The organism is Streptomyces sp. NPDC048197, from assembly GCF_043202395.1.
Lineage (GTDB): Bacteria > Actinomycetota > Actinomycetes > Streptomycetales > Streptomycetaceae > Streptomyces > Streptomyces siderophoricus.
On sequence record NZ_JBIDAJ010000023.1, the window covers coordinates 24,665 to 42,792 of the forward strand.

General features: G+C 69.8%; 13 protein-coding genes and 2 pseudogenes. 8 read left to right on the forward strand and 7 right to left on the reverse strand.

Annotation, left to right across the window (positions count from 1 at the left end):
- Positions 1-31: 31 nt before the first annotated feature.
- From ACGF4C_RS26625 to ACGF4C_RS26655, 7 genes and pseudogenes are all read left to right on the forward strand, one after another.
- Positions 32-1,219: a cupin domain-containing protein gene (locus tag ACGF4C_RS26625; protein ID WP_393569326.1), complete on the forward strand. Its 1,188-nt coding sequence runs from the start codon at positions 32-34 to the stop codon at positions 1,217-1,219.
- A gap of 135 nt (positions 1,220-1,354) precedes the next feature.
- Positions 1,355-2,425: a hypothetical protein gene (locus tag ACGF4C_RS26630; protein ID WP_393569327.1), complete on the forward strand. Its 1,071-nt coding sequence runs from the start codon at positions 1,355-1,357 to the stop codon at positions 2,423-2,425.
- Positions 2,426-2,664: 239 nt separating this feature from the next.
- Positions 2,665-3,891 (forward strand): MFS transporter, encoded by a 1,227-nt coding sequence (locus ACGF4C_RS26635; protein WP_393569328.1) that lies wholly within the window; start codon positions 2,665-2,667, stop codon positions 3,889-3,891.
- Between the two features lie 180 nt (positions 3,892-4,071).
- The gene (locus ACGF4C_RS26640) at positions 4,072-4,887 is read left to right on the forward strand and encodes an SDR family NAD(P)-dependent oxidoreductase (protein ID WP_393569329.1); all 816 of its coding nucleotides are present in this window, start codon (positions 4,072-4,074) and stop codon (positions 4,885-4,887) included.
- A gap of 242 nt (positions 4,888-5,129) precedes the next feature.
- Positions 5,130-5,576: a hypothetical protein gene (locus ACGF4C_RS26645; protein ID WP_393569330.1), complete on the forward strand. Its 447-nt coding sequence runs from the start codon at positions 5,130-5,132 to the stop codon at positions 5,574-5,576.
- A 104-nt stretch (positions 5,577-5,680) separates the two neighbouring features.
- On the forward strand, positions 5,681-6,610 hold the full coding sequence (locus tag ACGF4C_RS26650) for a hypothetical protein (protein ID WP_393569331.1): 930 nt from the start codon (positions 5,681-5,683) through the stop codon (positions 6,608-6,610).
- A gap of 89 nt (positions 6,611-6,699) precedes the next feature.
- Positions 6,700-6,819, forward strand: a pseudogene (locus ACGF4C_RS26655) (IS5/IS1182 family transposase); the annotation flags it as partial.
- A gap of 264 nt (positions 6,820-7,083) precedes the next feature.
- Here ACGF4C_RS26655 and ACGF4C_RS26660 read toward each other — a convergent pair.
- The 6 genes from ACGF4C_RS26660 to ACGF4C_RS26685 all read right to left on the reverse strand — a co-directional run bounded on the left by ACGF4C_RS26660 (position 7,084) and on the right by ACGF4C_RS26685 (position 15,769).
- Positions 7,084-7,272, reverse strand: coding sequence for a helix-turn-helix domain-containing protein (locus ACGF4C_RS26660; RefSeq protein ID WP_393569399.1), 189 nt, complete (start codon positions 7,270-7,272; stop codon positions 7,084-7,086).
- Positions 7,273-7,524: 252 nt separating this feature from the next.
- Entirely contained in the window at positions 7,525-8,379 is an 855-nt protein-coding gene (locus ACGF4C_RS26665) for a hypothetical protein (RefSeq protein ID WP_393569332.1), read from the reverse strand.
- 228 nt (positions 8,380-8,607) lie between these two features.
- Positions 8,608-12,477 (reverse strand): hypothetical protein, encoded by a 3,870-nt coding sequence (locus ACGF4C_RS26670; protein ID WP_393569333.1) that lies wholly within the window; start codon positions 12,475-12,477, stop codon positions 8,608-8,610.
- Complete coding sequence (locus tag ACGF4C_RS26675) at positions 12,474-12,905, reverse strand: hypothetical protein (RefSeq protein WP_393569334.1); 432 nt, start codon at positions 12,903-12,905, stop codon at positions 12,474-12,476. Before ACGF4C_RS26675 ends, ACGF4C_RS26670 begins: the two co-directional genes overlap by 4 nt.
- 16 nt (positions 12,906-12,921) lie before the next feature.
- On the reverse strand, positions 12,922-14,925 hold the full coding sequence (locus ACGF4C_RS26680) for a PQQ-binding-like beta-propeller repeat protein (protein ID WP_393569335.1): 2,004 nt from the start codon (positions 14,923-14,925) through the stop codon (positions 12,922-12,924).
- Between the two features lie 232 nt (positions 14,926-15,157).
- A complete protein-coding gene (locus ACGF4C_RS26685; RefSeq protein ID WP_393569336.1) occupies positions 15,158-15,769 on the reverse strand; it encodes a toll/interleukin-1 receptor domain-containing protein in 612 nt (203 codons plus the stop codon).
- Positions 15,770-15,890: 121 nt separating this feature from the next.
- Between ACGF4C_RS26685 and ACGF4C_RS26690 the strand changes: the two genes are divergently transcribed.
- Positions 15,891-17,084 (forward strand): helix-turn-helix domain-containing protein, encoded by a 1,194-nt coding sequence (locus tag ACGF4C_RS26690; protein WP_393569337.1) that lies wholly within the window; start codon positions 15,891-15,893, stop codon positions 17,082-17,084.
- Positions 17,085-17,335: 251 nt separating this feature from the next.
- Here ACGF4C_RS26690 and ACGF4C_RS26695 read toward each other — a convergent pair.
- Positions 17,336-18,105 (reverse strand): annotated as a pseudogene (locus ACGF4C_RS26695) (transposase).
- Positions 18,106-18,128 lie beyond the last annotated feature (23 nt).

The following is an 18,128-nucleotide window of genomic DNA, read 5'->3' on the forward strand; positions in this document are numbered from 1 at the left end:
CGGGCACTCCCCTTAAACCGTGAGGAATGGCGTGTTCGATCTCGAATCCCTGCTTGACCCGATGCCCCTCGATCAATTTCTTCGCGAAAACTGGACAACCCGGGGCGTCATCTTACGTGGGCAGGACCGGGACCGTTTCCGTTCACTCTTCTCCTGGGATCAGCTCAACCACCTGCTCAATTTCCATCGCCTCCGGTTCGGCGAAGAAATCCGCCTGGCGGCGATAGGCAAAAAGATCTCCGGCCAGCCCGAGACGGCCGATGAGTGGATCAAGCATTGCCAGGACGGCTACACCCTGATCATCAATCAGTTGCAGCGGCGGATACCCGCCATCGCCGAGCTGGCGACGGCGGTCGAGCGTGCGATCGGCCACCGGAGCCAGGTCAACATGTACTGCTCCTGGCCCGAGCAGCAGGGGTTCGACCAGCACCACGACGACCATGAGGTCTTCATCCTGCAGATCGAGGGGACGAAGCGATGGGTCGTCTCCGAGGAGACGTACAAGTACCCGCTCGACAAATACAACAACGTCTCCGTCGACACAGGCGAACCCAAGGGCCCCCCGTACATCGAGACCGAACTCCGTCCGGGGGACGTGCTCTACATTCCACGGGGCCACTGGCACTACGCAGTGGCCGGTGACGAACCCTCTTTGCACCTGACGCTGGGCGTGACCTGCCGCACCGGCGTCTACTGGCTGAAGTGGCTCGCGGACGAGCTGATGGACGAGGAGGAGTGGCGGCGCAATCTGCCGCCCGTCGTCCGAGGTGACACGGCCCAACTCGCCGACCACGTACGGGGTCTGATGGACAGGCTCGTCGCGCTGGCCGGCGACGAGCAATTGGTGAAGGCGTACCTCGCCAATCATCTGACCACCCAGGACAGCCGCCACCGGGAGGTCGGTCTCCCCAGTCAGTCCGGGTTTCATCCCCTGTCCACGAAGGCCGACACACGTCTGCGGCGAGCACAGTTCAACCCCGTCAAGGTTGATTACGATGCCGAGTCCGAACAGCACCGTCTCCAGTTCGGCACAAGAAAAATCACCCTCGACGGCGCTCCCCCGGAGCTCATCGACAATCTCCTGCGCCGCGAGTCGTTCACCCTCGCGGAAGCCATCGAATGGGCCCCCGGATTCGACCCGGCCGAAGACATCGCCCCCCTGCTACGGCTGCTGGTCGAGCAAGGACTCCTGCTGGAAGAGCTTCCTCCGTCGGCGTGAGCACTGCCAGAATCCCGGCCCGGCCCTGCGGCATGACGGACAGACGGTCCATGTTCCCCGGCGCTGCACCACGGCGTCAGCTCCTTTCGCAGCCACTGATCCCGCAGGGCGCTCACCACTGACGGAGACACCTCGATGAAGATCGGCCTGATCGAGCTCAGCGCACACAGTGAGGTCCTCGACAGTCTCATACGACAAGTCATTGCTCTCGGGGCGAACCCGACCGTCTACACCAACCCCTTCTGCGCCGAGGCCTCAGAGGCCGTCGCATCCTCGGCAGTCGAGTGGCAGGTGTGTCCCCCGGATCTGCCCTACGCGGAATTCCTGGAGCAGTGCAAGTCCTCGATCGGTGCACAGGATCACCTGATCCTCATCACCCCGATCGACGCCCTGTGCGACCTGCTGTGCAATGCGCGCACGATGAGACCCATCTGGCACTGCCTGGTGCACAACCTCAACACGTTCACCTCGTCGGACGACAAGCGGCCGAGCGCGGCCATCGCGAAGCTCGTTCTCGACGGCGCGGCGGGTGTCCTTCTCCCGGACATCCGACTCAGGAAGGCCGGCGACCCGCTGCGGGGCCGCGCAATCAACATCGCCTACCCGCAGCATCCGCCCAGGGAGTTCGTACGGGACGAGGTGCGGTGCTGCGTTCCGGGAAGGCTGTATTCCGGCAGGGACCACGCCGAGGTGCTGTCCGCACTGGAACTCGCCGCCCCCCGGCTGACGAAGCGACTGCGCGTCGACTTTCTGGGAGAGCACTCCACGGAGGAGACCAAGGCTGCCGTCGAAACGGCAAGGAAGGCGGTCGCTCCCTCGGTCGATCTGCGGGATCACCCCGGTTACGTCGCCCAGGAGGAGTTCGACCGGACGCTGTCGGAGGCCGACTTCCTCATTCTTCCGGTCTCCGAATACCTCACACGCAACGGCATCGTCGAGACACGCGGCCGGACCTGTGTCACGGGCAACGTCAATGACATGGTCCGGTTCGGCCTTCCCTCGCTCCTGCCCGCCTTCTATCCGTTGAGCGGCCATATCGACGGGATGACGGCCCGCTACAACGGCATTCCGTCCCTGGCGGACCTGATCGTCACCTGGGTGAACACCGGTGAGTTCAACCGCAGGAAGCAGGCGGCGGCACCGGGGCTGGAGGCCTATCGAGCCGAGTGTCTGTCGGCCCTGCGCGAGCAACTGGCCTGCCGTTAGCAGCTCGCGAGGGAAAGTTCTGCGGCGGTTCCACCGCTGCCTCTCACCGTCCGGCCACCACCTGGCCCGATGTCGCCTCTCGGCCGAGAGCCCGGCCGGGTGCCGCCGCCGCAAGAAGCGCCGGCGCGCACCCCCGTGAGGCCCGGGAACCTGTCCCGGAACAACCAGGCATCCGAACCCGAACCGAAAGAAAGCGCCGTGTGCCACCAGCAGAACAACAGCGCCCCGCAGAGGCGTATATGAACAGCAATGCCGTGCGTGGCCCGGTCCGCTTTCTTACGATCGCCAGCTTCGTCACCACCGTCGGCAGCGGCCTCTATCTCGCCGGCAGCATGCTGTTCTTCACCCGCGTCGTCGGGCTGAGCGTGTCGGCCGTGGGCAGCGGCCTCGCCCTCGCGACGGTCGCCGGCATCCTGTCGGGACTCCCCTTCGGCGCGGTGGCCGATCGCGTCGGCCCCCGGGGACTGTACGTCGCCACCCAAGCTGTCCAGGCGACCGCGATGTTCCTGTTCCCGATGACCCACTCCTTCGCCGTGTTCCTCACACTGGTCACCGTCGCCGCCATCGGCCAACGCGGCGCCCAGGCAGTCGGCGGCGCCCTCATCGCACGGATCAGCGAGCCCGGAGAACGCACCCGAGTCCGTAGCCATCTCCGAGCCGTCACCAACCTCGGCATGGGCATCGGCGCCGCCGCGGCCGGCATCGCGCTCCAACTCGACTCGACGACGGGCTACACCCTTCTCACCTTGGCGAACGGACTGAGCTTCCTCGCCGCGGCAAGCCTGCTGCTCAAGATCCCGTCCGTCGAGCCGGTCCCACGCCCGCCCGGCGCGCCACGCATGGAGGCCATGCGGGACAGGCCGTACCTCGCCCTGTCGCTGTTGTGCGGGGTCATCGCGTTCCAGTACGACGTGGTGTCCCTGGTCCTGCCGCTCTGGCTGGTGTCGCACACCGCGGCGCCGCGGTGGTGGCTCTCCGCACTGCTGGTGGTGAATACGGCAGTGGTCGTCCTGTTCCAGGTCAGGGCGACCCGGTGGGTGCGGGGCCCGTTGCCCGCTTCCACCGCGCTCCGCGGCGCAGGGTGTCTGGCTCTCGCCGGCTGCACCGTGCTCGCCCTCGCCGCCGGGACTTCCGCACCCATCGCCGCTGCCCTGCTGCTCGTCGGCGTGCTCCTGTTGTCATCGGGTGAACTCGGCCTGGCGGCAGGGGCGTTCGAGATCAGCTTCACGCTGGCCCCGGAACACGCCCAAGGGCAGTACCAGGGAGCCTTCAATCTGGCTGACGGCGCGGTACGTGCGGCGGCGCCGGTCGTGCTCACCGCCCTCTGCCTCCAATGGGGCCGGCCCGGCTGGGTGGTACTGGGCATCATCCTCGCACTCTGCGGCCTCGCCACCCGGCCGCTCACCCGGTGGGCACTACGGACCCGGACCCTTCCGGCACCACAAGCACCGGCCCTCGTGGGCTGAGGTCTCGGGCCCCCCACCCGCACATCAGTGATCGCCGCTGCCCTTCGCCGCGGTCATTCCTCACCCGCATCCACTCGTGGTGCCGACGGCGGCTGCGCCCGGTCGGCTCGGCGGTGCCGGCGCTTCGTATGCTCGCCGTGCGGGGTACCGGAAGTTGACCACCTTCGGAGGCGAACGAGCATGTCGGAACAGCGTGTTGTCCTGGTGACGGGCGGGGGAACGGGGATCGGGGCCGCCACCGCCCGGCTGCTGCGCACCGCCGGGCACCAGGTCGTGATCTCCGGGCGGCGACCCGAGCCGCTGCGCCGGGTGGCCGAGGAGACCGGAGCGCTGGCCCACCCTTCCGACGCCGCCGACCCCGCGGCCGTGCGCGAGCTCGTCGAGACGACGGTGACGGCCTACGGGAGACTCGACGGTGTGGTGCTCAACGCCGGAATCGGGCGGGGCGGCGCGGTCGGCGACACCGACGTCGAGGACTGGGAAGAGCTGATACAGACCAACCTCACCGGCCCGTTCCTGTTGCTGCGTGCCGCACTGCCGCATCTGCTGGCGGCCCGCGGCGCGGTGGTCGCGGTCGCCTCGGTCGCCGCGCTCCGCAACAGCGTCGGCAACGCCGCCTATGCGACGTCCAAGGCAGGCTTGCTCCACCTCTGCCGCTCCCTCGCCGTCGACTACGGGCCGCAGGGGTTGCGGGCCAACGCGGTGTGCCCGGGCTGGGTGCGTACGGAGATGGCCGACCAGCGGATGGCGCGGTTCGCGGCGGAGGCGGGGCTGGCGGGCGGTGCCGAGGCGGCGTACGAGGAGGCGAACCGACTGACTCCCGCCGGGCGGCCGGGTGATCCGGAGGAGGTCGCCGAGGCGATCGACTGGCTGCTGTCGCCCGCCTCGTCCTACGTCAACGGGGCCACCCTCACCGTCGACGGCGGGGTGACCCAGGTCGGCGTCGGCGGTGCCGCCTTCGACTACCGGATCGAGGCGCGCGGCCCGCGGCTTTAGCGGACTACCGGACGGGTCCGTTCCACAGCGCCCGTGGCGGGGCGGGTCCCCGAAAAGGGGCTGGGCCTGGCCGGCGCCCCGGAGGCAGCGTGCTCGTCCGGCCTCCACGGCGGGGAGTGGCAGGTGCCGGCCAGTCGTTGAGCAGGCCGTCCTCAGGGGGTACACCTCGGGAACCCAGCTCGCGCAGTCGATACCCTGCCGGGGTATAGTCGCACGGCCCGACTGAACGAAAAGGAAGGGGCATGGCCGTGGACGGCGCACAGGCAGGCACGCGGGGCGTCGCCCGGCTGCTGGCAGTGTGCGCGGTGCTGTTCGGGCTTTTCCTCATGCACGGAGCCCCGGCCACGGCCGCGGAGGGCTGCCACGGCGCCAAGACCGCGACCTCGCCGATGACCAGTGGCCACGACACCGCTGCACTGCCCACGGCCCACGCGCCGACCGGGCACGGTCCCGGCCCCGCCGTTCGGGCCGCCGACGTCTCCGGGATGCCCGGAGCGCTGTGCGTGTCGACTGCCCCGCACGAGCGGACCCCCCTGCCTGCGCCCAGCCTGCTCGTCGTGGCGGGTGCCGCCGGACTAGCCCTGTGGACGCTGACCCGACTGCGGGCAGCGGCCGGCGGGAGAGGGCGGCGCGGGCCACCGGGTGGCGGACGAGATGTCCTTCTTCGGGTGTGCATCGCGCAGACGTGACAGGTGCGCGCCGGACCCGGCCCCAGGCCGGAAACCGGCACCGTGTCCTGCTCGTTTCCGCGCACCACCGGTGTGGTGCGCCCACCTGGAAAGATCCCACTTCGATGGTCACCTCGTACCGTTTCCTCGCGCGCCGCCGCGGCCTCGCAGCGACCGGCGCCGCAGCCGCTCTCGCGCTGACGCTGGCCGCCTGCGGCTCCTCCTCCAGCGACTCCTCCTCCATGCCCGGCACGGACCACGGCGGCAAGTCTTCCGCGTCCGCCTCACCCAGCGCGTCGCAAGCGATGGGTGACATGCCCGGCATGGACCACATGGCCTCCGGCAACGGCCTGTCCGACACCCGGGACGGCTACCGCCTCATCTCCAAGGACGCGACCCTGCCGTCCGGCAAGCAGACCGCCTATCGGTTCACGGTCACGGGCCCGGACGGCCGGCCGGTCACCGGTTTCGCCCTCGACCAGACCAAGCGGATGCACTTCTACGCCATCCGCTCTGACCTGACCGGCTTCCAGCACATCCACCCCACCATGTCCGCCGACGGCACCTGGAGTGCGAACCTGTCCTCCCTCGCACCGGGCTCCTGGCGCTTGTTCGCCTCCTTCACCCCCGATGCCGGGCCTGGCAAGGGCAAGGACTTCGTGCTCTCGCGCACCGTCACCGTGCCCGGAAACGCCACCAAGACCCTGCTGCCCGCCCCCGCCACCAGCACACAGGCCGACGGGTACACCGTCACCGTCAAGGGCGAGCCCATGGCCGGCATGGCGCACCCGCTGACCGTCTCGATCGCCAAGGACGGCAAGCCCGTCACCGACCTTGAGCCCTACCTGGACACCTACGCCCACCTGACCGCCTTCCACGAAGGCGACGCCGCTTTCGCCCACCTCCACCCCACCACCAAGGTGACCGGCGACAACGGCGGCCCGGACCTGTCCTTCCATGCCGAGCTGCCCGCCTCCGGCAACTGGCGGCTGTTCCTGCAGTTCCAGACCGGTGGCAAGCTCCACACCGCGGCCCTGACCCTGCGCGTCGGCTGAACCCCGGCGGGGCGCCGCCGACACGGCGGCGCCCCGCACCCCGGCCCGACAGACGCGCACCCAAAGAGGGCGCGTCCGTGGGTGTCAGGGAGGCATGGGAGCTGTCCGGCGCGAAGGACGCTGCTGGAAGGACAACGGTGATCGTGGACGGCGGCTACCAGGGGACCGGCCTGGTCATCCCGCATCGCCGCGAGAAAGGCCAGGCCGAACGGACGCCTGTTTCGTGGTTCAGGGGTAGAACAAGCGGATGCCCACCGAAGGGCTACCTCGATGGGCATCCGCTTCTCAGGAATTTGCTACTCGACTCGCCGCAAAGAAATCGCGTGGTCCCCGTTGGAAACCATGTCTCTTACTGCCGCGAACATTTCACCCCAGGGCGGTGTGTCACCACCAGATCAGGGCAGGTGAAGTATGTTCCGGCAAGACATTTGGGTTCGTTGTCCTTGCCGGCCTTGGCGACGGTCTGCATCCCCTCACTGGTATTCCGGAAGAAGACCCTGCCGCTCTTGCGCCCTCGCGAACCGCCCCCGCCAGGTCCGCACGGTGTCCGCATGCAGTCCGGTCTGCCGGGCGATGCGCGCGTGGGAACGGCCCCTGGCCGCATGAAGCACGATGTGCGAGCGGATCCGGGCCTGGTAGGGAGTCTTGTGGCTGTAGGCCACTTTCTTCAGCCGGTGCCTCTGCGAGGCAGTCAGCAAGATCAGGTGGGCAGCGACAATACGCAAAGCAGGCAGGCCGATCAGCAGAAGTGGACCTTATCGGCCAGAGCCTGCGGTCTCTACCTCGCCGCCCCCGACATCTGCCACAACACCAGCTCCGGAGTCAACCCCCGAAGGACTTCCGGAGCCGACCGTTTAGTTGATCCCCCGTCAGACGCCCCACTCCGTCAAAGTGCGAGGCTAGCCCGGGTGGTCTTACAGCATGACGTCGAGACGTTCGCGGAGCAGCGTGCGGCCGAGATCGTCGTAAGCGCGAGCCCACAAGGGGTGGAGGTCCGGCAGGCGCCCTACATCCTCGTGGTAGGCGGCGGTGAGTCCCAAAAGAGCGCTCGCCGGGTAGCCCGCGTCGAGCATCCGGGAGGCATCAGCCAGGATGAAGTCAGTGTCCCGGGTGAAGGCGGGATACTCATCGGCGAAGGCGTCGTTGGGTGCGAGAACGCCGACACCGATGCCGGACGGGTCGGGTTCGTGGCGCCAGCCGGCCGGCGGCGCAAGATCGAGGGGGACCTCCGCGTCGCTGCGGCCGCCGGGGGTAAGGCCGTACTCCGGGGTGGGATGGATGCCCAGTTCGGCCGACAGACGTGCCACCTGGGTGCGACGGCGCTCTCCTCCGCTGCGCAGGGCGAGGGAGAGCAGAAAGGTGAGGCCGTCCAGGGTATTCCGGCCGATGACGCCCGGCTCCGTGTGGCCGAATGAAGCAACGGGATGGTCGGTGCGTCCGAGTTCCGGCGCAGGGACCACCCATCCGACGCAGGTGCCGGTGCCAAGGTCCGCGGGCAGGAGTTCCGGCACGGACATGAACGGTACGTGGTGCCGGCGGAACGCTTCCCCCGCGTAGCAGTACTCCCACTCCTGGGGTGCGAAGGGTACCTCGCACAGGTCGAACGGCAGGGCAAAGCTGGTCTGCACGCGGGGAGCGTCGTACAGGCCCTCCTCGTATAGGTCCGTCGTGAGGAACCCCTCCTCCCAGGCGATGTCGATCACCTTGGCGAGTGCGGGTGGGGTGGGGAACGGGAACAGGTCATCGGTCCAGGGTGGTGGTGCCGTCATGGGAGGAGAGTGTGGCAGCCACGTCTGACAGCCGGAGAAGAGGCGTCAACCCCCGAAGGATTTCCGAAGCCGACTACTAAAGCGATCGCGTCGAACACCCCCCCGGTGATCCCGCCAGCGGCCGCCCCTCTTCGGCGACCGGTCCGGGAGCAACGGCTCGATTCGCGCCCACTGCACATCAGTTGATGCCAGACCCGGACCAACGACCGACTGGCCCAACGGAACTGCCTAGGTGGTCACGCAGGGTGGGTCGTACGGCAGTTGGGGAACGTATCGGCTCCATTGCTGCCGGCTCAGGGCGCCGGAGCTCCCGGCACAGATACGGCTGATGGCGGACTCGACTTTCAGGTCCCAGAGCGTGGCCACGCCGTCGTCGGTGGTGGCGGCCAGGGTGTGACCGTCCGGGCTGAACGCCAGAACGTCGACGAATCCGGTCTCCACGGTCAGCGGCTGGCCAATGAGGGTGGGATGGTCGGGATCGGTGACGTTCCACAGGTTGATGGTGCCGTTGTCGGTGTGGCCGGCCGCTGCGAGGGTGTGCCCGTCCGGGCTGAACGCCACCGTCCCCAGGCTGCCGCCGGGCACAGTCAGGGGACTGCCCCTGCGCGTAAGGTGGTTGGGGTCGGTGGCATTCCACAGGGTGACGGTGCCGCGGCTGTTCCCGGTGGCGAGCGTGCGGCCGTCCGGGCTGAACGCCACCCAGGTGCTGGTGGCGGTCGGCTGGCCGATCGGCTCCCCGATGCGGACCCCGGGGTCCGTCGTACTCCACAGTCCGACGGTGCCGTTGCTGCCGTCGCCGCCGGCCGCCAGCATCGTGCCGTCGCGGCTGAACGCCAGGGACTCGACGGACCTCGTGTGGTCATTGGAGATGCCGGGCTGGGCCTCGGGCTTCGCGGGGTCGCTGACGTCCCACAGGGCGATGCTGCCACGCTCGTTGTCGCCGGCCGCGGCCAGGGTGTGACCGTCGGGGCTGAACGCCAGGGAGAAGATGAGCCCGTCCGCCCCCTTGAGGGTCTCAGGGAGGCGAACGGGACGGCTGGGGTCGGCGGTGTTCCACAACGTGACGGCGCCGCCGCTGTCGCCTGCGGCCAGGGTGCGCCCGTCCGGGCTGAACGCCACGGCGTTGACAGGGTCCTTGGGGCCGGTGAGCGGATCACCGCGGGGAGCGGGGTGGTGGGGGTCGGCGGTGTTCCACAGCGAGACGGTGTTGTTCTGGTTTCCGGCGGCCAGGGTGCGCCCGTCGGGGCTGAACGCCACGGACGCCACATTGCCGCCGGCACCGATGATCCGGGTCGGCGGCAGACTCCACAGATCGACGTTGCCGTCGCTGTTCCCGGCGGCGAGGGTGCGGCTGTCCGGGCTGAACACCACGTCGGTCACCGCGTCGCCGGGACCGGTCAGCGGCCGGCCCAGCGGGCCGATGGCCCCGAGGTGGGTGACGTTCCACAGATGGATGGTGTGGTCGGCGCTGCCGGCTGCCAGGGTGTGACCGTCCGGGCTGAACGCCACCGACATGACGGGCTGGGCGGGACCTGTCAGCGGCTTGCCCAGGGGGGTGGGGTGGCCGGGGTCCGCGACCTTCCACAGGTGGACCTTGCTGTCGCTGGATCCGGCGGCCAGGGTGCGGCTGTCGGGGCTGAATACCAGGGAGTTGACGTGATGCCCGGCCTTCAGGGAAGGGCCGCGGCCGGGGTGGGCCGGGTCGGCGGTGTTCCACAGCCTGATCGTGCCGGCGGCGTCGTCGCATGCGGCGGCCAGGGTGTGCCCGGTGGGGCTGAACGCGATGCGACCGGAGTAAACGTCGGGGCATTTGAGGTTCAGGGGCGCTCCCGCGGGGTTGACGTCGTCGGGGCGGGTGACGTTCCACAGGCTGACGAGTCCGGAGTGCCATCCGGCGGCCAGGGTACGGCCGTCGGGACTGAACGCCAGCGATTCGATGGAGGCCATGGCGTCCCAGTCCTGAATGGCGGGGCTCTTCGGCCGGCCGAGCAGGACCGGGTGGCTGGGGCTGGTCAGGCTCCACAGGTCGACGAATCCGCCGGAACCGGCGTCGCCGTTGTGGCTGGTGTGGCCGCCGACGGCCAGCACCCGGCCGTCCGGGCTGAACGCGAGCGACAGGATCGAATTGACGGAACGGTCCACGGGCACGGGTTGGCCCAGCGCCACCGGACGGCTGGGATCGGAGACGTCCCACAGCCGGACGAGCCTCTGGTGGACGTTCCCGGCCGCCAGCATGTGCCCGTCGGGGCTGTAGGCCACGGTGTACACCGCGCCGCGCGGGCCCGGAAGCCGGGTGTCCAGCGGTGTGTTCTCGGTCGTGATGAGCCGGGACGCCGCGTTCGGGGTCGGGTCCATGCGGTAGGCGGTCAGCGCGAGTTGAGCGGAGAGCGAGGGATCGGTCGGCGCCAGTTGCACGGACGCGGAGGTGACGGCGGCGTTGATGGCCTGGTCGCGGGCTTGCAGGGCGTTGGACTCCTGCCGGAAGGCGAACACCGCGGCCAGCGAGGCGATCACGGCCAGGGCGGTGATGGTGGCGACCGCGGCGCGCCGGAGCCGTTGCCCGCGCCGCTGGTGGTGGCGGGCGGCTGCCAGAAATGCCCGGGCGGCGCCGCTGAGTTCCGGCCCGTGCGTTTCGGCCCAGGCAAGGGCGGCCTCCAGGCGGTTGCCGCGGTACAGCGCGGCTACCTCCCGGTCGGCCTGTTCCCAGAGCTCGGCCGCCTCTTCCAGATCCTGTCGTACGAGGTTTCCGCTGCGGTCGTGCTCGATCCAGCCCCGCAGCCGGGGCCAGGCGCGGATGAGCACCTCATGTGTCATCACCACCGTGTCCTGGTCCCGGGTCAGCAGCCGGCCGCGGGTGAAGTCGTCCAGGACCCTGACGGCCGCTTCCCGGTCCGGCGCGTGCCGCAGCAACTCGTCGTACCGGACGCGCCGGCGGCTGTCGTCGGCGTCGCGCCCCACGATGACGAGCCGCAGGAACACCCACCGTGCGGCCTCCTGACAGGGCGGCGGCAGACTGTCGTAGAGCCTGTCCGCCGTGGTGGCGATGGCGCCCTGGATGCCGCCGGTGACGCGGTATCCGTCCACGGTGAGCGTATGGCCGTGGCGCTGCTGCCAGGTGGCCCGCAGCGCGTGTGCGAGCAGCGGCAGCCGGCCCGTGGTGCTCGTACCGACCGGTCCCCCAACCGCGCCCAGGTCCGCCAGCAGCACCTCGACCAGGCCGTCTTCGACGTCGAGTCCCACGTTGTCGGCCGGGCGGCGGATCGCGTCCTTGAGTTCGTCCTCCGTCATCGGCTCCAACAGGACCGGTCCGGCCCGGAGCGCCGCCCGGAGCTGCGGATGGGCCGTGCACGCGGCATAGCAGTCCGCGCGCACTCCCAGCACCACGACCGCACCGCCCGCGGGCCGGGCCAGACGGTCGAGCACGTCGATGAACCACTGCCGTTCGGTCTCGTCGCCGCAGGCCGTGAAGACCTCCTCGAACTGGTCGACCACGACGACCAGGCCCGTGGAGGGGGACTCCCCGGCGGGCGCCGGATCGCCGGCTCCGGTGATCTCGCGCAGCTCGGCAACGCAGCGTGCGGGATCGGCCCGCCACGCCGGTGCCGTGTGCCGGGCCGTCTCGGCGTCGAGCTCGGCGGCGGCCGCCAGTGCCAGGGCCGGGTGTGCCGTCGGGGTCAGCAGCAGCCGCGGCCAGGTGCTCGAACCCGCCACCGGAAGCCGGCCTTCGTCCAGGGCCGGTAGCACCCCGGCCGCGAGCAGGGACGACTTCCCGGCTCCCGAGGGGCCGATCAGCACCAGCGGGCCGCCCTCACGCATCCGGGCGTCCATCCGCTCGCACACGAGGTGAACCATTCGCTCACGGCCGTAGAACCACTGCTTGTGCCATGCGTCGAACGGGGCCAAGCCCGGGTACGGGCACTGTACTTGGTCGGCGCCGGGGCCGGGGACGGTTCTGCGCCCCTCCTCGCCGAGGCGCACGTGGAGGTCGCGGCCGGCCTGGAAGACGCTGCCGCCGCCGGTCGCGCTCGCCTCCTGCCGTTTCGGCTGCCAGAGGGGCGGCCCGTCGGGGGGCGGGGCACCGGTGCTGCGTTCCGTCACGCCTGTCCGCCCCTGGTGACGGTCATGTCCCGGCCGGCCAGGAACGCGTCGCCGCCGGAGACGTGTGCCTCCAGCGTCATCGAGCCCGTGATCTGCTGTTCCGGGGTTCCGGCAGCGCGCGGTTCCTCGCCGAACAGCGCGCGCAGCTCGTTGACGGCGTCCGGCCGCGCGGCCATCAGCCTGCTGATGCGGGCCTGCCACTCGGCGACCAGCAGCCCCTGGAGCTCCTGGCCGTCGCCCGTCTGCTGTGCTTGGAGCAACTCGCCGCGCGCATCGGTGAGTTCCTCCTCGATGCGCTCCGGGTGCGCGGACCGCCACAGCGACAGGACCGAGGACTTGACCGCGGCCCAGCCGTCCGTCGTCAGCAGATCGATCAGGCGCGCCGCGGCCGCCGATGCCAGGCCGGCGAGTTCCACACCCGTCTCCATGTCTTCTCCTTGTCCCTTATCGCCCGTGGGCCGCGATCGCGGTCACTGTCAGGTGAGAGGCGATGAACACGTGGTCGCCGCCCACCGTCCACCGGAACCCCACGTCCGGCTGCCCCGGGTCGCTGTATTTCCACCGAGCCCTGCCGGTGGCCGCGTCGATGGCCCACAGCGTCTTGGCGCTGTCGGTGGCGAAGACGGTGTCGGCCGAACACTGCGCGCTCTTGCCGGAAATCCTGAGGGCGGCCTTGAACACGTTGGACGCCCCCATGTCGCTGGCTCCGCCGAGCGTCGCGACCCACTGGATCGTGCCGTCGGCCGCGGCCAGGGCGGCCAGGTCGCTGCCGACCGGTACGTAGACGGTCGCGCCGTCCAGGCTGGAGAACGGAGCGCCGATCTGGACCTGGTCCCCGTTCTTCGCATCGAAGCGCCGATGCCACTTCTCGCTGCCCGTGGCCGCGTCGACGGCGAACAGCGTTTCGCCGTTGCCGCCGGCGAACAGGAACAGCCCGGCGGCGTAGCACGTCAGCGGCCACCCGGTGGTGAAGTAGTACCCGGCGTGCGGGACGGATACCTTCCAGCCGCGGGCGCCTTTCCTGCCTGCGTCGATCATCTGGACGCGGCCGGGCTTCCTGCCCGGCACGGCCGAGGTGGCCAGCAGGTGAGAACCGGAGGGCGGCACGAGCACGTTGTTGATGTCCGTGCCCTTGACCCGCCACAGTCCCTTGCCGGTCGCGGCGTTGAACGCACGGATGTAGCCGGTGGTCGGAGACCCGGGCGAGAACGACCCGGATGTCTGACTCAACTGCCCGCACACGTACACCGTGTTCCCCGCGACTGCCACATAGTCGCTCAGGTACCTCGCCGCATGCGTGCCGCCGCCGGGATCGACGTCGGCCATCTTGGTCGCCCACTTCACCTTCCCGCCGACGGCGTCGAACGCCGCCAGCATGCCTGGCTGACTCGGGGTGTCGCAGAGCAGGTAGAACACTCCGTCCGCGTACGCCGTCGGGTAGTTCAGGCTGGTCGTGCCCAAGAAGTTGGTCGTGTTCAGCTGGCGGAACACGGACTTTCCGGTCGCGGCGTCCAGGAACGACGTGCCAGTGTCCGTGACCACCATGACCACCTTGTCGGACGCTTCCAGGCAGGTGGGGGCGTGTTTTCCGGCGCCTGACCATGCCTTGGCGGCGTCGGGTCCGGCCAGTTCGATCGATTCCGGTCGCTCGGTCGAGGACGGCGACGCGGAGGGGGCCGACGTGGGTCGCACGCCGGACGGAGAGGCCGGCCGCGCAGTGGACCCGGGCCCGCCGGCCCGGCCGTCGGGTGCCGACGACGAGTCGCCGGAAAAGGCGAGTGCCGCCGCGGCCCCGCCGAGTACGGCCGCGCCCCCGGCCAGACCGAGGATCAGCTTCCGGCGGCTGAAGCCCGTGCCGGCAGCGATCACCGGCGGCGGAGGAAACGGGCCCCGGCCGCCGCCCCCGGCGGACACCGATCCCACCGCCGCGGTCGCGGCAGCCATGTCGGCGGTCACCGCCGGCGGCAGCCAACTGCCTGCCAGGGACGGCAGGTTCTGACGCCTCAGGTAGTCGACGACTTGCTCCGCGGTGGGACGGTCCGGAGGTTCCGGGTACAAGCAGCCGCCGATCACCTCGCGCAGCGACACGGGGAGGGCGCCCATGTCCGGCTCGCCTCCGGATGCTGCGAACAACACGGTCGACCCGAGGTCGAACATGTCGTCGGTCGGTGAGGGTGCCGGACTGCCGGTGGCTCCGACGATCCCCAGGGCCGTGATGCGGGGCCCGTCCATGGTCAGCAGCACCGAGTCCGGGCTCACCTCGCCGTGGACCGTCCCGGCCGCGTGGAGTGCGGCCAGCGCCCGGGCGAGGCCGTCGGCGAGCACCCGCAGAGCTGGTTCGGACAGCGGGCCGTGCCGGTCCACCGCCTGCCGGAGCGGCAGTCCGGCGGTGAACTCGGTCGCCAGCCAAGGAATCGGCGCGTCGGCGTCGGCATCCACCACCGGCATGAGGAAAGCATCCGACAGCGTCCGTGCCGCCTCTACTGCGGCTCGGAACCGGTCCCGGAACCCTGGGGCCGCAGCGAGTTCGGGTTCCACGACCGTGACCGTGACGAGTAGCCCCTCGTCCGTGCGGGCCGTGAAGACCTCGCCCCCGCCGACCGTGCTTCGCCTTGCGAGCAGCGCATACGGCCCGATCCGATGAGCACCGTCTGCTCCAGGATGATCCATCGTCCGTCCCTCACGCCAGCCTGATCGTCTGATCACGGGCCGCCTGGTAGGCGCTGCCACCGCCGGACACATGGGCCGTCATGGTCATCGATGGCTCCGGATCGGCGGCCGGCGCGGTGCCGTGCCCGGGTTCGACAGCGGGGTCGGTATCGGTATCGGACAGGAGAGCGGTCAACGCGTCGCCCAAGTGCTCCAGTCCGTCCGGCAGATGGGTCTCCGGAACGCGGAGGAACTGCAGGCGCGCCAGCTCTGCGATCTCGGCCGGCAGCGCCGAGGCGTCGGGCAGCATCGTCGCGTCACCCAGAAGGACCGGGACGACGCGGTTTCCCGCCCGCAGAGCTGTCGCGATCTCCAGGCGGACCCAGTCGTGAGTCCGGTCCAGGAGTCGCACACCGTCCTCGCCCCTCGCGTCGAGCCACCCTGGCCCGATCAGTACGCACATGAGCTCGCACTCGGCGGCCTGCCGCCGCAGGATCTCGGCGAAATCGGCCCCGGGCGGAATCGACTGGCCCGACTTGAAGATCTCGTTGGCACCTAAGCGGTCGGACAGCGCGCGGTAGACGCGGTCTCGCATCCACCGGGAGTCCGGTTTGCGAAAGCTGAGGAAGATGCGCGGCACCATTGCCCCCTATCCGGCAAGCCTTGACGTCAGGGATCGTGCTCACCCTAGGAGTGGAGTACACGCTCGGTGGCTATTCGCCGGGGATTGAATAGCGGCTGCAAGGCTCCGTACGCTGGCCGGTATGGACCCAGCGGACAGCGCGGCAGGGACGGTCTCGGCAGGGAGATCGACCAGCACGCGTCTGCCACCGGGCGACTTCGGCGTCGTACTGGCCACACTCCGGGCACGTCGGGGGTGGAGCGTGCGCGAGTTCGCCCGGCGTGCGCACGTGTCCGAAGGGCAGATCTGCAATCTGGAGAGCGGGTTGCGCAACCCGACGCCCGCTGTGGCGGCGGCATGCGACGCGGCCTTCGGCACCGGCGGGGAACTCGTCGAGCTGGCCGGGGCCGGCCGCCGCGGCGCCCGGACCGAGGGCATCGTCGAGGCCGGCCCCGTGGTCGCCGGATACGAGCGGGTCCTGTGGGAGCTGAAGGGCATCGGCAGATCCACCGGACCCAGGTTCGTCACCGCCTCGATGAAGTCGATCACGCGGATCCTGACGGACGCCGGTCCGCATGCCGTTGGCGAGCAGCGTGCCGAGATCTGGCGGCTCGCCTCAAGGTTCGCCGAATACACGGGGTGGATGGCACAAGAGGCGGGAAATCCCGCGGAGGCGTTGCGCTGGACGAATCTCGCCGTCCGCTGGGGCGCACTCGGCGGGGACGAAACGGTGGCCGCCTATGCCCTGGTGCGCAAGGCGTTCATCGCCCAGCACCGCGGTGACACCCATGCGGCGATCGGATTCGCTGACCAGGCGGCCGGGCACCCGGCGGCCAACCCGGTGATCCGCGCGCACGCCGCGCGACGCGCGGCCCAGGGGCATGCGTGCCGTGGCGATGCGGGGGCGTGCCGGGAGGCACTGGAGCGGTTCAGAAGCTACGCCGCCGAAGTCACTGGCGACCGGACCCCTCACTGGGGCCCGCGCATCGAGAACGGCAACCCTCGACTCATCGAGGCGTCCTGCATGCTCAGCCTCCGTCGCTTCGAGCTGGCCGCCGACCTTTTCGCCGCCGAGCGCCGGCGCCGGCCGGCCGTCCCGGCGGACGACAACTCCCAGGCCCGCTTCGCGGTTCGGCAGGCGACAGCCCTGGCCGGTGTCGGCCGCCTCGACGACGCCTGTCAGATCGTCGAGGCCACGCTGCCCGTGATCAAGCGCATCGACTCGGCCACCCTCCGCGCCGAGCTGGGCCCTTTCGTCGAACAGGCCCGGCCCCGAAGAGCCAGCCCGGGCCAACTCGCCCTCATCGACGCATCGACCGCCCTCGCGATCGGCTGACAGTCGCGATCAGCTGGCAGTACGGACAGAACTGGGGTGCTGGTCGGTGAGGTCGGTGACGCGGCTGGCTGGGATGTGGCCGCTGATTCCGGAGAGGAACAGCCAAGCAGGAAGGTTGCGGAACAGAGTCGACTTCGAAGAATGCGGCCTCACTGACCGTCCCTTCGAGCTGGCAGAGATTACGGAGCACGTGGCTAAGGGCTGTCCCGTAAATGATCTACGGTGTGCTGGTTGAAGAGCCCGTTTCTCCGTTACCCGGCCAGGGTGAGGTTGTGCAGGCGGGCGATGCCGAGCATGGCGTGGTGAACGCCGTCACCCTTCAGGCGGCAGTCGCGCAGGATCTTCCAGCGCTTCATCCGGGCGAAGACGTGCTCGACGCGAGCCCGGACCTTGCGGTGAGAGGCGTTGTGTTCCTCTTTCCAGGACGAGAGTTCGGCCTGGCCCTTCCCGCGGCGGTGCGGGATGACCAGGCCGGTGCCCCGGTAAAAGCCGTCCGCGATGACCGTGGTGCGGCCGACGGCGGCCTTCGCGCCGGACAGCTCCCACGCCTTGCAGTCGTTGCGGTTGCCGGGCACCGGCTGGCCGACGGCGACCACGAGCCGAGTGTCGGCATCGATGACGACCTGGTGGTTGGTCGAGTACCTGTAGTTCTTCGACTGCTCGGCGACGGTGTGGTCACGGGTGGGCACCAGGGTTCCGTCCACGATCAGCACGGTGTCCTTGCGGAATCGCCTCCGCGGCTGGAACGCGAGCGACGGCCCGAGGTGGTCGATGATGCGGTCGGCCGCCGACTCGAGATGCCGAACAGCGGGGCGAGCTGCCGCAGGGTCAGGTTCGTGCGCCAGTACGCGGCGACCAGCGGAATCCGGTCCTCCAGCGACAGGCTCCCCGGCCGGCCCTTGCGGACCGGATCCGCGCCTTCGCGACGTAACTCGCTGTTCAGCTTGCCGAACTGGCGTGGGCTCAGCCCGATGAACGGGGCTATCCAGGACGGCTCGGACGCCGTGATCACACCAGCCACAGCGAGATCGTCTCAAAGATCGA

Excerpts from the sequence above, each read along its gene's own strand:
- ACGF4C_RS26630 (WP_393569327.1), top strand. The coding sequence starts at position 1,355 with ATGAAGATCGGCCTGATCGAGCTCAGCGCACACAGTGAGGTCCTCGAC.
- ACGF4C_RS26635 (WP_393569328.1), top strand. The coding sequence starts at position 2,665 with ATGAACAGCAATGCCGTGCGTGGCCCGGTCCGCTTTCTTACGATCGCC.
- ACGF4C_RS26640 (WP_393569329.1), top strand. The coding sequence starts at position 4,072 with ATGTCGGAACAGCGTGTTGTCCTGGTGACGGGCGGGGGAACGGGGATC.
- ACGF4C_RS26645 (WP_393569330.1), top strand. The coding sequence starts at position 5,130 with ATGGCCGTGGACGGCGCACAGGCAGGCACGCGGGGCGTCGCCCGGCTG.
- ACGF4C_RS26650 (WP_393569331.1), top strand. The coding sequence starts at position 5,681 with ATGGTCACCTCGTACCGTTTCCTCGCGCGCCGCCGCGGCCTCGCAGCG.
- ACGF4C_RS26665 (WP_393569332.1), bottom strand. The coding sequence starts at position 8,379 with ATGACGGCACCACCACCCTGGACCGATGACCTGTTCCCGTTCCCCACC.
- ACGF4C_RS26675 (WP_393569334.1), bottom strand. The coding sequence starts at position 12,905 with ATGGAGACGGGTGTGGAACTCGCCGGCCTGGCATCGGCGGCCGCGGCG.
- ACGF4C_RS26680 (WP_393569335.1), bottom strand. The coding sequence starts at position 14,925 with ATGCCGGTGGTGGATGCCGACGCCGACGCGCCGATTCCTTGGCTGGCG.
- ACGF4C_RS26685 (WP_393569336.1), bottom strand. The coding sequence starts at position 15,769 with ATGGTGCCGCGCATCTTCCTCAGCTTTCGCAAACCGGACTCCCGGTGG.
- ACGF4C_RS26690 (WP_393569337.1), top strand. The coding sequence starts at position 15,891 with ATGGACCCAGCGGACAGCGCGGCAGGGACGGTCTCGGCAGGGAGATCG.